The 12,491-nt window shown below is 61.4% G+C and carries 14 protein-coding genes; 8 read left to right on the plus strand and 6 right to left on the minus strand.

Features of this window, described 5'->3' with window-relative positions:
• The first annotated feature begins 172 nt into the window (after positions 1-172).
• The 5 genes from GO014_RS15810 (at position 173) to GO014_RS15830 (ending at position 5,094) form a co-directional block, all read left to right on the plus strand.
• Complete coding sequence (locus GO014_RS15810) at positions 173-973, plus strand: hypothetical protein (protein WP_157291268.1); 801 nt, start codon at positions 173-175, stop codon at positions 971-973.
• On the plus strand, positions 970-1,812 hold the full coding sequence (locus GO014_RS15815; RefSeq protein ID WP_157291270.1) for a hypothetical protein: 843 nt from the start codon (positions 970-972) through the stop codon (positions 1,810-1,812). Before GO014_RS15810 ends, GO014_RS15815 begins: the two co-directional genes overlap by 4 nt.
• A 255-nt stretch (positions 1,813-2,067) precedes the next feature.
• On the plus strand, positions 2,068-3,705 hold the full coding sequence (locus GO014_RS15820) for an alpha/beta hydrolase (RefSeq protein ID WP_343030990.1): 1,638 nt from the start codon (positions 2,068-2,070) through the stop codon (positions 3,703-3,705).
• 70 nt (positions 3,706-3,775) lie between these two features.
• Positions 3,776-4,630, plus strand: coding sequence for a DMT family transporter (locus GO014_RS15825; protein ID WP_157291273.1), 855 nt, complete (start codon positions 3,776-3,778; stop codon positions 4,628-4,630).
• A gap of 11 nt (positions 4,631-4,641) precedes the next feature.
• Positions 4,642-5,094 carry a nucleoside deaminase gene (locus GO014_RS15830; protein WP_157291274.1) on the plus strand — a complete coding sequence of 151 codons (453 nt, stop codon included), beginning with the start codon at positions 4,642-4,644 and terminating at the stop codon, positions 5,092-5,094.
• Here the strand turns inward: GO014_RS15830 and GO014_RS15835 are convergent.
• Positions 5,091-5,573 (minus strand): SRPBCC family protein, encoded by a 483-nt coding sequence (locus GO014_RS15835; RefSeq protein WP_157291276.1) that lies wholly within the window; start codon positions 5,571-5,573, stop codon positions 5,091-5,093. The two genes, GO014_RS15830 and GO014_RS15835, sit on opposite strands and share 4 nt — an antisense overlap.
• Positions 5,536-5,877 carry an ArsR/SmtB family transcription factor gene (locus GO014_RS15840; RefSeq protein ID WP_425482091.1) on the minus strand — a complete coding sequence of 114 codons (342 nt, stop codon included), beginning with the start codon at positions 5,875-5,877 and terminating at the stop codon, positions 5,536-5,538. The genes GO014_RS15835 and GO014_RS15840 overlap by 38 nt, the downstream gene beginning before the upstream one ends.
• A 190-nt stretch (positions 5,878-6,067) precedes the next feature.
• Here GO014_RS15840 and GO014_RS15845 point away from each other — a divergent pair, with 190 nt between their 5' ends.
• The 3 genes from GO014_RS15845 to GO014_RS15855 are packed head-to-tail and all read left to right on the plus strand — an operon-like array spanning position 6,068 to position 7,756.
• A complete protein-coding gene (locus GO014_RS15845) occupies positions 6,068-6,532 on the plus strand; it encodes a hypothetical protein (protein WP_157291277.1) in 465 nt (154 codons plus the stop codon).
• Positions 6,532-6,765, plus strand: coding sequence for a helix-turn-helix transcriptional regulator (locus tag GO014_RS15850; RefSeq protein ID WP_157291279.1), 234 nt, complete (start codon positions 6,532-6,534; stop codon positions 6,763-6,765). Before GO014_RS15845 ends, GO014_RS15850 begins: the two co-directional genes overlap by 1 nt.
• Before the next feature lie 19 nt (positions 6,766-6,784).
• Positions 6,785-7,756: an NAD(P)-dependent alcohol dehydrogenase gene (locus GO014_RS15855; protein WP_179952994.1), complete on the plus strand. Its 972-nt coding sequence runs from the start codon at positions 6,785-6,787 to the stop codon at positions 7,754-7,756.
• 2 nt (positions 7,757-7,758) lie between these two features.
• Here GO014_RS15855 and GO014_RS15860 read toward each other — a convergent pair whose 3' ends face one another.
• The 4 genes from GO014_RS15860 to GO014_RS15875 all read right to left on the minus strand — a co-directional run bounded on the left by GO014_RS15860 (position 7,759) and on the right by GO014_RS15875 (position 12,357).
• Positions 7,759-8,754 (minus strand): patatin-like phospholipase family protein, encoded by a 996-nt coding sequence (locus tag GO014_RS15860; RefSeq protein WP_157291282.1) that lies wholly within the window; start codon positions 8,752-8,754, stop codon positions 7,759-7,761.
• Between the two features lie 28 nt (positions 8,755-8,782).
• Positions 8,783-10,054: a phosphoribosylamine--glycine ligase gene (purD, locus tag GO014_RS15865; protein WP_157291284.1), complete on the minus strand. Its 1,272-nt coding sequence runs from the start codon at positions 10,052-10,054 to the stop codon at positions 8,783-8,785.
• A gap of 111 nt (positions 10,055-10,165) precedes the next feature.
• On the minus strand, positions 10,166-11,536 hold the full coding sequence (locus tag GO014_RS15870; protein WP_157291286.1) for a glutamate--cysteine ligase: 1,371 nt from the start codon (positions 11,534-11,536) through the stop codon (positions 10,166-10,168).
• Positions 11,537-11,607: 71 nt separating this feature from the next.
• The gene (locus GO014_RS15875; RefSeq protein ID WP_157291287.1) at positions 11,608-12,357 is read right to left on the minus strand and encodes a 16S rRNA (uracil(1498)-N(3))-methyltransferase; all 750 of its coding nucleotides are present in this window, start codon (positions 12,355-12,357) and stop codon (positions 11,608-11,610) included.
• Positions 12,358-12,491 lie beyond the last annotated feature (134 nt).

The following is a 12,491-nucleotide window of genomic DNA, read 5'->3' on the forward strand; positions in this document are numbered from 1 at the left end:
GGCGCACAGCAGAACCTCAGTCACGCCAAAACGGAAAACCCCATAGCCCAGAGAATTCGGACCGCGGGTTCCTGCATGGGTGGCTTTCGTACGCCAAACAGCGCCCGAAACCCTTCACCATCGCGGACATTCGGCACCAGTTGCACTAGTCTCGGAAGCAGACAATGCATGCATGGGTGAAGCGATGAGCGAGGACCACTATCAAACCGAGCGCGATACCTGTGAGACAGCGCTCGCTGCCGCTGTCGCGGTCTCGGATGCAGGTATAGGGCTTCTGGACGGATGGCAGGGGCACTGGGCCGCATTTCTACATGCGCGCACAATCGTCAACACCATGACGATCTTCGATGTCATCGATGCGGGCGTCCGCTCAGGCGGCGAGGCGAGGCCCCTCGACCATTTTTCTGTCGCCTCAATCGCTCGCACTGCAGTCGAGGCAGCCCTCATGATGCTCTACATCTCGGATCCGAGCCTCAGTCCCGAGCAATGGGAGTTGCGACACCTAATACTGCAACTCCACGATACCTCGCACCGCAGCCGAATGTTTCGTGCAAGGGAGGCAGGTGAAAATGGGGAGGAGGTGAAGCAGATGCGTGCCGAGTATCGGTTTCACATTGACCGTATTGCGTCCGAAATTCTAGCTAATGCGGAGTTTTCCAAGCTAACCCCGGAACAACGGGAACGGATATTGAAGTCTCGGGACTACTATATCGGGGGCATACGAAACGCAGTGAGGATGGCCGGTTGGGATGTGGCTGACTACGACTTCTTCGAATCCTATTTTTCTGCATATATCCATTCTATGCCAATGAGCTTCTTTCGCGCCGAACAACATCAGGTAGGATTCAGCGGAATTTCCGAGTTCCAGTTTGCCTTGTGTGGCACGGCATTGGCATTGGTCGCAAACGCCCTGGTAAGCACGACAGCACGTATGGAAGAGTTGATACGATTAGCAAGAGAAGCTTCACAATGATGCTTCGAGCAATTTTTGTCGCTCTGTCGGAAGGGGTTCGGTGGTCCAGCCTGTCAAAAATCGGCAATTCCCGGATAGCGACGATCACCATATTTGCGCCAATTATCGGCTACTTGGTTGTATTCAACTCAACACTATCAGAATACGTGGCTTTGGTGTCGCCGTTTGGCGCCGAGCCTATTGGAATTAACGCCATCGACTATCTGCATAGCAAACGTCTGTATTTCTTATATCTGGGCGTCTTGGGGGTTGGTCTAGCGACGGCGCTTTATGCTGCATTGGCGCCGGAGCCAATCAAGACTTCGGCAAGTGCGGTAGATTACGTTCGGCACATGTCCGATCTGAACACGCCAAACATCGTCCGCGATAGCTTTCTTAGTACGATATCACTTTACCGACGATATAATAACGAAGAGCAGCGTCATCCTATGTTCTCAGGTGGCTCCCTAAGTTCACTCGACAGAGTCTCATCAGCGCTTCATCCCTTTATTAGGTCTATGTTCGAGGGCACCGATACGGATATAGACATCTTAGAGCACGATGCGCTTGATTATGGGGATGAGGCTAGAGAGTCTCTCGTGACTGGCTCTGGTAACGTTCGCACTGACTCGATAATGGAAATACTCCAGTCTGGTCGCAACATTGATCGTCCGTTTCAGTACGAATTCCTTAATGAGGTTGTCAAAAATCCAAAGGATGTGTTCTTCCTCGAATATATTTCTCTGGACTATTCAGCATTCGCTCGACGTGTGACTGTAGCTGTGGTCTACGCCGTGGGATTCACCCTGCTTCTAGTCCCCACGATTACTACCCTCGGGATTATTTTCCGCAGTTGGTGAAGCATATGTTAGTCTGAAGTGGAGATCCGGCTTGGGGACCGGATTTCCCGACACGCTAATGTCCGTTTCGCATACTTCGTACAACAGAGCCGCCAGTCCGCCCCCACCCCAAGCCAGCCCGAGCACCACCACCCGGCCGCCCCCTCCCCAGCATTGACCCCGTCACTCTTCCGGGTTCACCTAAGCACCATGTCGAGAACTGGTTCCCGCCCGCCAAAGGATTGGGCCCAAAGGGCAAATGCCTTTTGGGATGCGGTGGCCTATCATCTCTCGCCGCCGGGCCTCTTGGTCGGGTCGATCTTTTTTGCGCTGTCGCTGACGCCTTCGCTGCTGCCGCGCACCGAGACGGTGCAGGGCATTTTGTCGGGGTGCTGCTTTGCCATCGGTTATGGCTTCGGCAATCTGGCGCATTGGCTATGGGGGTTCCTCGGGCTCAAGGTGCCGCCGGGGCGCGTGACGCGCGCGCTGGGCCTGCTGGTCGGGCTGGTCTGCCTGGGGCTGGTGCTGGTGGCGCTGTGGTATTCCAACACCTGGCAGAACTCGGTGCGCGCGGTCATGGACATGCCGCCGGTAGAAGAAAACCAGCCGCTGCAGATCGCGACTTTTGCCCTGCCCATTGCCGCGGCCATTCTGATTGTCGGCAAGCTGCTGGTCACCATCATCCGGCTGATCTGGCGCTGGCTGTTGCCGCATATGCCACGCCGGGCCGCCTTTGTGGTGGCGACGGCGCTGGTGGCCCTGTTGATCAGCATTCTGGTCAACAATCTGTTCCTGCGCGCGGCGCTGCGGGCGGCCGACAATTTCTATGAGCGGCTCGACGCCCTGGTGCAGACCGAGGCCGAAGCGCCTAGCCAATGGTTTCAGACCGGCAGCGCCGAGTCCCTGATCGACTGGGAGACCATTGGCCGGGATTCCCGGGTCTATGTGCAGTCCGGGCCCGATGCGGCCGCGATTGAGGCCATGACCGGCAAGCCCGCGCTGCAGCCGTTGCGCACCTATGTTGGCCTGCGTTCGGCCCCCACGGTGATGGAACGCGCCCAGCTTGCCCTGGCCGAACTGGTGCGCATCGGCGCCTTTGAGCGCTCGGTGCTGGTGCTGGTGATGCCGGTGGGCACAGGCTGGGTCGACCCGGCGGCGATCGACACGCTCGAATATCTCCACGGGGGCGATGTGGCGAGCGTGGCGGTGCAATATTCCTATCTCACCAGCGTGCTTTCGCTCTTTATCGAACCCGAACTGGGCACCGAAACCGCCCAGGCGCTGTTCAACACGGTCTATGATTACTGGACGCAATTGCCGCGCGATGACCGGCCACGGCTTTATCTGCACGGATTGAGCCTGGGGGCGCTGGCCTCGCAGAATTCGACAACGGTCTATGATGTGCTGGCCGACCCTTTCGATGGAGCGCTCTGGGCCGGGCCGCCCTTTTCCAGCCCGATCTGGTCGCGCATGACCGAGAGCCGGGTGCCGGGGTCGCCTGCCTGGCTGCCCCGCTTCGGCAATTCCTCGGCGGTGCGTTTCATGAACCAGACGGGCGCCAGGGATTGGGAGGGCCTGTCCTGGGGACCGATGCGGATCGTCTTCCTGCAATATGCCAGTGACCCGATCGTATTCTTTTCTTTCGATGCCGACTGGCAGCGACCGGACTGGCTCAATGCACCGCGCGGCCCCGATGTCTCTCCTGCGCTTAACTGGTATCCGGTCATCACCTTCCTGCAACTGGCCCTCGATGCGGCACTGGCGCAAACTCCGCCGGTGGGGCATGGCCATGTCTATGCCCCGGCGGACTATATCGATGCCTGGGTGGAGGTCACGCAGCCAGAGGGTTGGACCGAGGGCGAGCTGGAGGCGCTGAAGGCGGCCATTGATCCCGTTGAATACGCGCCGTCCTGAGCATGCGCGCCGCAGCAAATCTGCAAGACAGGCCACCAGCTGACGCTTATGGTGGCGCCGGGGGTGACGGATGCGCATAGTCCTGCTTACAGCGCTGGCGATGATTGCCTTTGCCGCCAATTCGGTGCTGGCCCGGCTCGCTTTGGCCGATGGTGCCATGGATGCGCTGAGCTATACCGGCATTCGCATTCTGGCCGGTGCCGTCATCCTGTTTTTGCTGGTCCGGTGGCGTACGCGCCAAAGTGGAGCGGGATTTTCCCTTGCGGGACATTGGCTGCAGGCGGGAGCGTTGCTTGGCTACGCATTGGGGTTCTCCTTGGCCTATGGATGGCTGGGCGCAGCGACCGGCGCGCTGATCCTGTTCGCCAGCGTGCAGATCGGCATGGTGGCCCGCGCGATCGCAGCGGGTGACCGGCCCGGTCTGCTCGAATGGCTCGGCCTGCTCGTGGCCCTTGGCGCATTCGCCTATCTCGTTTCGCCCGGCCTCACCGCGCCGGATCCCCTGGGTTCCCTGCTCATGGTGCTGGCTGGGCTGTGCTGGGCCGCCTATTCCCTGCTTGGGCGTGGATCGGAGCGGCCGCTGGACGACACGGCGGGCAATTTTCTACGCTGCGCGCCGGTGGCGATACTGCTGCTGGTGATCGGCGTATGGGACAATGCACCCAGATGGGACGGGCTTGTCTATGCCATTGCTTCGGGCGCAGTTGCCTCTGGTCTTGGCTATGCGGTGTGGTATGCGGTGCTTCCGGCCCTGACTCGCACGCGGGCGGCCATCGTGCAGCTTTCCGTGCCGGCTTTGTCGGCCTTCGGCGCTGTGCTGTTCATCGGCGAAGCGCTCGACGCGCGGCTGGTGGTCAGCTCGGCGATCATTCTGGGCGGGATTGGCATTGCGACGCTGGCGGCGGGCCGGCGCAAGGGAAACTGAGGACGAGACGGATGTCGAGCGCGCCTTCGCCCATGGAACTGGCCTTGGCCCTGGCTGAAGAGGCCGCTGCCCAGGGCGAGGCGCCGGTGGGTGCGGTCATTGTCGAGGGGCAGACCGTTCTGGCTGCCGAGCGCAATCGCATGCGGGCGCTGGCCGACCCGACCGCTCATGCCGAGATGCTGGCGATCAAGTCGGCTCTGGCGGTGCGCGGCACCGGGCGGCTGGATGGCTGCGACCTCTATGTGACGCTCGAACCCTGCGCCATGTGCGCCGGGGCCATTGCCCACACCCGACTGCGCCGGATTTATTTCGCGGCCGAGGATATCAAGGCCGGGGCGGTCGAGAACGGTATCCGCCTGTTCGACCAGCCCACCTGCCACCATCGCCCCGAGGTGATCGGCGGACTGTCGGCCGGCCGCGCCGAGACGATGCTGGTGGATTTCTTCAGGAAGCTGCGGGACTAAGCTCCGGCGAGCAGCTCCGCGAGCTTGTCGAAGGCCTGTGACCAGCCGCCTCCGCCCGCGGTGCCTTCGGGCACGCCGACATGCGTCATGGTCATCACCGTCCTCTCGCCGGCTTCGGCGAGTTCGACGATGACCTCGGTGATGTCCGGGTGTCCGTCCGGCATGCCCATGGCCTGAGGCGCGATCAACACGCCATCGGCGTCACACAGGCTCTCGGTATAGACCAGGCGGCCGGGCTTGCTGACCTCCTTGTAAACGCCGGTAAACCACATCGTCATGGTGCGGTCGGGGGAGCGCTTTTCCATGCAGATTTTCCGTGTGCCACCCACCACCACGTCCATCTGGGCGGTCGGCACGGTCATCCCCCTGGGGCCATACCATTTCTTGAACTGTTCCGGGTCGGTCCACATCTCCCAGACCAGATCGATCGGAGCATCGACTTCACGCGTGATCTTCACCCATTCCGGTGCCTTGGTCATCCGTGGTCTCCCTTAAATCTTCGATTGCCCTGGCCATGGCGTCAAACCTGGCATCCCAGATGTGGCGATATTGTTCGGTCCATAGGGCCACGTCCTTCAGCCGCTCAGCATTCAGCCTGCAGGGACGAAATTGCGCGTCCTTGCTGCGCGTGATCAGCTCTGCCTGTTCAAGAACCCTGAGATGTTTCGAGATGGCGGGCAGGCTCATGTCAAACGGTTCTGCCAACGCATTCACCGTAGCGTCGCCCTTGGAGAGCCGGGCTAGAATGGCACGCCGGGTGGGGTTCGCCAGTGCCGCGAACACGGCATCGAGTGCTTCTGCGTCTTCCATGTGTCTAATAATAAACCATATAGATAATTAAGCAAACGGTTTATTACGCGGTATTCACCCCGCCAGCTGATGCGTGAAATATCGAACGTAATGTTAAACATACTTGACACTATGTTCGAAATGATCGATATGGCGGCGGTAATCTTTTCCATGGAGACGTCGAATGGCGATGCGGGAAAAAGTAGCGTGGATCGCGGTAACGACTTCGCTGGTGATTTTTGGCTGGTATTTCTGGAGCGCCTGGGCCGACTTTGCCGCGCGCCAACTGGATGGGGATATTCTGTTCTGGCGCTTCCTGTGGTGCTTCGGGATTGCCCTGGTCATCATGTTGCCGGCGGCGATCATCGCGGCGCGGCTGGGCGGGCAGGCATTCGACCCGCCGGCTGACGAAATGGAAGTGCGGATCGAGGCCATCTCGAACCGCTTCGGGTTGGCGCTGCTCGAAATCCTTCTGGTCACCATCGTGCTGGCGAGCAAGTGGATCACCGATATCGCGCGCGCCGATTTCACCCTCGATCCGGTGGGGGCGACGGCGATCATGCTGGTCAATCTGATCCTCTTCGTCACCGCCTTTGCGGCCGTCGTGCGCGAGATCATCGTCATCATCCAGTACCGGCGGTATGCGTGATGCCGGCGCCGCCTCCCATATCCAACACCATTCGGCGGCTGCGTTTCGAGCATGGCGAGATGACCCAGCAGCAACTGGCCGATGCCATCGGCATGACCCGGCAGACCGTCGCCGCCATCGAGCAGAACAAGTATTCTCCCTCTCTGGAGGCCGCCTTCCGCATTGCCGAGGTCTTTGGCGTCGAGATTGGTGCGGTCTTCCAGTGGAAGGCCGATGAGAAACAGGGCCGCTAGCGGCCCCAAGGAGCCTGAAATGAAAGCCTGGTTTGCCCGCGATTATGGCGGCCCCGAAGTGCTACGCCTCGAAGAGGTCGGCAAGCCCGTCCCCCAGCCCGGAGAAATCCTGGTGAAAGTACATGCGACCACGGTCAATTCGGGAGACCGCCGCATCCGCGCCTGCGACTTTCCACCGGGCATGAAAACGCTCGGCCGCCTGGCGCTGGGCTGGAACCGGCCGCGCCAGCCGATCCTGGGGACGGAACTTGCGGGCAAGGTCGAGACCGTGGGGCAGGGCGTAACACGGTTTTCGCCCGGCGAGGCGGTCTATGCCTTTCCCGGCGGCAGGATGGGTACGCATGCCGAATATGTGCTGCTCAAGGAAACCGGGCCAGTCGCTCATCTGCCTGAAGGCGTCGACATGCTGACCGGTGCCGCGCTCTGTTTCGGCGGCACCACGGCCCTGACCTATCTGCGCCGGGGTGACGTGCGGGAAGGGCAGTCCATGCTGGTGCTCGGGGGGGCGGGTGCTGTCGGTTCGGCCATGGTGCAACTGGGCAAGCTGGCGGGGGTGCATGTCACTGCCACGACCAGCGCAGGCAATCTGGACTTGGTCAGGACGCATGGTGCCGACACCGTGATCGATTATCACAGCACCGATGTGAGCCGGCACAACGCGCGTTTTGACGTCATCGCCGACACGGTTGAAGCGATGGATTTCGCCAGGGCGCAGAAGTTGCTCAAGCCCGGTGGACGCTATCTCGCCATTGCCGGGACGCTTAAGGAAATGCTGGGTAGCCTGCGCAAGGGACCCGAAGGAAAGCGGATGATTGCCGGGCCGGCCGATGAGCGGCTTGAGGATATTGTCGAACTCGGGCGCCTCGCCGCGCTGGGCCAGTACCGACCGCATATCGACAAGGTCTATGCCTTCACCAACATGCCGGCCGCCCATGCCCATGCCGATACCGGCCGCAAGCGGGGCAGCGTCGTGGTGCAGGTCGCTGAATAGAGTCAGTCCCTGGGATTGCTGTCGATCGGCTCGATGCGGTCCTGGATATAGGCCTCGATCCTGTGCTCCAGCATGCGCTTGAAGCGGTCTTTTTCCGCATCGGCATGGGCGATGATTTCCCGCACCCGCCAGAATTCCATGGCCCCGATATGCGAGACGCGCGGGCGGATATAGATGTCGGGCGGATAGGCCGCCATCATGTGTGCCGTCAGGGAATGCATCATGATCTGGGCCGAGCCGAACCAGATGTCGATGGCCTTGTGGTCGGTCTTGGTGATGTTGGCCGAAGGGTCGCCGGCCACATCGATGCCGATCAGGAAATCGGTGCCGATATCGGCCTGGTCGAGCGGTAGCGGATTGACCACACCGCCATCGACCAGCAGGTGATTATTATAGACCACCGGCTTGAAAAAGCTCGGTATTGCCAGGGAACCAGCAATGGCGGGGCGCAACAGGCCCGAATTGAACACCACCTGGTGCCAGGACTGGAAATCGGTGGCCACGACATAAAGCGGGACCTTGAGGTCCTTGAACTCGAGCGGGAAATTGTCGGGCAGGAAAGCGTCGACCACGCTGGTGGCCTCGATCTGCATGGAGATGCCATTCTTGAGCATGCCGCCAAGGCCGCGGATCTGCGTGGCCCAGAGCCTGCTCGCAATGGTGCGCAACGTGCCCAGCACCTCGAAGGAATGCTCGCGCAATTCCCGACCAGTCATGCCCGAGGCCCAGCCCGCGCCGATCAGGGCGCCGATCGAGGTGCCCGATATTACCGTAGGCTTGAGGCCGAGTTCGTCCATGGCCTCGATATAGGGAATATGGGTGAGGCCACGGGCCGAGCCGCCGCCCAGGGCCACTCCGATTTTCGGTTCGCTGCTCGTGTTCATCCTGCCACGCTCCGCACCCTTCATGCGCAGCCTGTCCGCCAGCGCCATGCCGCGCTGTTGCAATGGCGTCAGCGGGCGCTGCGGCGGGGCCGCGTCAAAGACGGTTCGCAGCAAGCTTAGTGATTTAAGATTGAAAAATGGTTCAGCCTTCTCGGGCGATTTCGCGCCAGCCGATGTCGCGTCGGCAGAAGCCTTCTGGCCAATCAATTGCGTCCACGCCTCTGTAAGCACTTTCCTGTGCCTCTTTGACCGATGCCCCGAGCGCGGTAACATTAAGCACGCGCCCACCATTGGCCAGTAAACGGTTGCCATCACGCTTCGTTCCGGCGTGGAACACGGTCAGCGCATTATTATCGAGGCCGTCGACCCCTTTTATCTCGCTGCCCTTGCCGTAGTCGCCGGGATAGCCTTGGGTGGCCATGATGACCGTCAGCGCAAACTGGTCTTTCCAGGCGACATTTTGGCCGGCCAGGGTGCCGGTGGCGACCGCGTGGAGCAGGGGCACGATGTCGCTCTCCATGCGCATCATCATCACCTGGCACTCCGGATCGCCGAAGCGGGCATTGTATTCCACAAGCTTGGGCCCGGCCTCGGTCAGCATCAGTCCGGCATAGAGAACACCCGCATAGGGGGTGCCGCGCTGGGCCATGCCGCGCACGGTCGGCTCGACGATGCGGGCCATGGTCTCGTCATAGATTTCGCGGCTCATCACCGGGGCCGGCGAATAGGCGCCCATGCCGCCGGTATTGGGGCCGGTATCGCCGTCAAAGGCGCGCTTATGGTCCTGAGCGGTCGTGAGGGGCAGAATGGCGCTGCCATCGGTGAGCACGAAAAGGCTGACTTCCTCGCCCTGCATGAACTCCTCGATGACCACGGACGCGCCAGATGCGCCGAAGGCTCCGGCAAAGCAGTCGATAATGGCGGCCTCTGCCTCCTCGACGCTCATCGCTACGGTGACACCCTTGCCGGCAGCCAGGCCATCGGCCTTGATCACGATGGGCGCGCCCTGCGTATAGAGATAGGCGAGGGCCGAGGCCTCGTCCTCGAACCGGCCATAGGCGGCTGTGGGGATATCGAACTCGTCGCAGAGCGCCTTGGTGAAGCTCTTCGAACCTTCAAGCTGACCGGCCTGTTTGGACGGGCAGAAACAGGCGATGCCAGCGGCACGAATGTCATCGCCCAGCCCGGCCACGACCTGCGCATCGGGGCCGACCACGACGAAGTCGATGGCGTGTTCCTGCGCCGCGGCGATGACCGCGGCATGGTTGGTGATGTCGATGTTGAGGTTGGTGGCGACTCCCTCCGTCCCGCCATTGCCCGGCGCAACGAACAAGGCATCCACCAGCGGCGACTGCGCGATCTTCCAGGCCAGGGCATGTTCGCGCCCACCCGAACCAATGACCATTACGCGCATGTCTTGCCTCCGTGCCGTTTGCGGGCGTGATGCAGGAAAGTACGGGCTAGGGCAAGGGGGAGCTGCGGGTTATAGCCGGGAAGGCCCGCTCACCCGCCGGACGCGACTCCCTTAAAGCTCGGCTTCCTCGAAGATGTGCGTCAGGTCGCCCTTCCATTCGCCGTGGAATTTGTCGAGCCAGCGCTGGGCCGGGGCCTTGCCGCTGCGCACGGTTTCTTCGAGCGGGGCGAGATAGATGGTTTCGTCCTGGCCTTTGGCGTTGAGGCGGTTGCGGCGCACCAGGCCCGCTTCGGCGATGCCCACGGCCTGGGCGGCAACGTCGAAAATCGAGGAGCGGTCAAACGGCGTGTTGAGCCCGAGCCGGGGCACTTCGCGGCGCAAATGCTCACGATCATCATCGGTCCAGTTGCGCACCAATTCCCAGGCGCCTTCCAGAGAGATGTCGTCATAGAGCAGGCCCGTCCAGAAGGCGGAGAGCGCCACCACATGGGCCTCATCGCCCATATCGGCGCCGCGCATCTCCAGGAACTGCTTGAGGCGCACTTCGGGGAAAAGGGTCGAAAGGTGATCCTCCCAATCCTTGATGGTCGGTTTTTCGCCCCGAAGCTGCGGCAGGCGACCATCGAGAAAGTCGCGGAAGCTTTCTCCGGCGACGTTGATGTATTTCTTGTCGCGGATGACGAAATACATCGGCACGTCGAGCGCGTAATCGGCATAGCGCTCGAACCCGAAGCCGGGTTCGAACACAAAGGGCAGCATGCCGGTGCGCTCATCGTCGGTATTGCGCCAGATTTCGCTGCGGAAGCTGAGATAGCCGGTGTCGCGGCCGCCCGCGAATGGCGAATTGGCAAACAGGGCCGTGGCGATAGGCTGTAGCGCCAGCGAGACGCGCAGCTTCTTGACCATGTCGGCTTCGCCGGAAAAGTCGAGATTGGTCTGCACCGTGGCCGAGCGATACATCATCGATGTGCCCAGCGTGCCGGTCTGGCCCATATATTTGGTCATGATGGCGTAGCGCGACTTGGGCATGGAGGCGATCTCGTCCACGGCCCAGATCGGCGTGACACCCAGCCCGAGAAAGTGAATGTCGAGCGGTTCGGCGACCTTCTTGGAGACACGCATATGCTCTGCCAGTTCGGCGGCCGTGCCGTGCAGGTCGGCCATGGGCGAGCCGGAAAGCTCGAACTGGCCACCCGGTTCGAGCGAAATGCCGCCGGCGATCTCGTTGTTCCGAAGACCGATTGGGTGGTCGCCATCATAGAAGGGATGCCAGCCTGTCTCCTTCTCAATGCCGTCCAGAAGCGCGCGAATACCCTGTTCGCCTTCATAGGCAACCGGGCGCAACGGATTGGTATGGAACACGTGCTTTTCGTGTTCAGTGCCGATGCGCCACTGATCCGCCGGCTTGGCGCCGCGTTCCATCGCCTCGATAAGATCTGCCCGTGAAGAAATCAGGGGCGAGGGGGTGTCGGCACCGGCCATATGGTCCTCATGTTCGAGGGTCTAAACTGGGGCGCGAACATAGCGAGAGCAAGACGGAAAGCAATCGCCTTTTATCGCCAATCACCGATGATCGCCTGTATGACCGCCAAGCCGGCCACGGCCGCGGTGTCGGCGCGCAGGATTCTGGGCCCAAGGCTGATGGGGACAACGAAGGGCAGGGCGCGCAGTTTTTCCCGCTCGGTGTCTGAAAATCCGCCCTCCGGGCCGATGAGGAGGCCAATACGCTGCCCGCCCAGTTGTTCCATGGCAATGACCGGCGAGGAAGACGCTTCGCCTTCGTCGGCGAATACCAGCTTGCGGTCACCATGCGCCGCAACCCAGCCATCGAGCAGGGTATCAAGATCAATGGCCGGCGCAATCTGCGGCACGCTAAGCACTTCGCATTGCTCGGCCGCCTCCACGGCGTTGGCAGCAAGGCGTTCGGCCTTGAGGCGGTGAAGCTGGGTAAACTGGGTCATGACCGGCTGGATGGTGCCCACGCCCATCTCGACCGCCTTCTGGACCATGTAATCGAGCCGTTCGCTCTTGAGCGGGGCAAAGCCATACCAGAGATCGGATGGCGGGGTCTGGGGAGCGATTTGCTCGACGATTGCCAGCGCGACCGACTTTTTCGAATCGCTGGTCAGCCGACAAAGCCAGGCGCCGTCCCGGCCATTGAACAGCACCACCGCATCGCCCACGCTCTTGCGCAGGACCGCGGCGAGATAGAGCGACTGGTCCTTGTTCAGGGTCAGTTCTGTCCCGGCCGCAAGATCGGATTCGACGAACAGGCGCGGAATAGAGGCGTGGCTGCGGGGCATGACTAGGCACCATTTTTCCTTCTCCCCTTGTGGGAGAAGGTGCCCCGAAGGGGCGGATGAGGGGTTTTGCGCGCCACCATAAACGCTGTATGCGTGGAGAGAACCCCTCAACCTGATTTTCTGCTGAACGCAGA

Origin of the sequence: Devosia marina (assembly GCF_009758415.1) — a bacterium.
Lineage (GTDB): Bacteria > Pseudomonadota > Alphaproteobacteria > Rhizobiales > Devosiaceae > Devosia > Devosia marina.

Excerpts from the sequence above, each read along its gene's own strand:
- GO014_RS15845 (WP_157291277.1), top strand. The coding sequence starts at position 6,068 with ATGGCGATGCGGGAAAAAGTAGCGTGGATCGCGGTAACGACTTCGCTG.
- GO014_RS15835 (WP_157291276.1), bottom strand. The coding sequence starts at position 5,573 with ATGACCAAGGCACCGGAATGGGTGAAGATCACGCGTGAAGTCGATGCT.
- GO014_RS15870 (WP_157291286.1), bottom strand. The coding sequence starts at position 11,536 with ATGGCCGGTGCCGACACCCCCTCGCCCCTGATTTCTTCACGGGCAGAT.
- GO014_RS15850 (WP_157291279.1), top strand. The coding sequence starts at position 6,532 with ATGCCGGCGCCGCCTCCCATATCCAACACCATTCGGCGGCTGCGTTTC.
- GO014_RS15825 (WP_157291273.1), top strand. The coding sequence starts at position 3,776 with ATGCGCATAGTCCTGCTTACAGCGCTGGCGATGATTGCCTTTGCCGCC.
- GO014_RS15815 (WP_157291270.1), top strand. The coding sequence starts at position 970 with ATGATGCTTCGAGCAATTTTTGTCGCTCTGTCGGAAGGGGTTCGGTGG.
- GO014_RS15810 (WP_157291268.1), top strand. The coding sequence starts at position 173 with ATGGGTGAAGCGATGAGCGAGGACCACTATCAAACCGAGCGCGATACC.
- GO014_RS15855 (WP_179952994.1), top strand. The coding sequence starts at position 6,785 with ATGAAAGCCTGGTTTGCCCGCGATTATGGCGGCCCCGAAGTGCTACGC.
- purD (WP_157291284.1), bottom strand. The coding sequence starts at position 10,054 with ATGCGCGTAATGGTCATTGGTTCGGGTGGGCGCGAACATGCCCTGGCC.
- GO014_RS15830 (WP_157291274.1), top strand. The coding sequence starts at position 4,642 with ATGTCGAGCGCGCCTTCGCCCATGGAACTGGCCTTGGCCCTGGCTGAA.
- GO014_RS15875 (WP_157291287.1), bottom strand. The coding sequence starts at position 12,357 with ATGCCCCGCAGCCACGCCTCTATTCCGCGCCTGTTCGTCGAATCCGAT.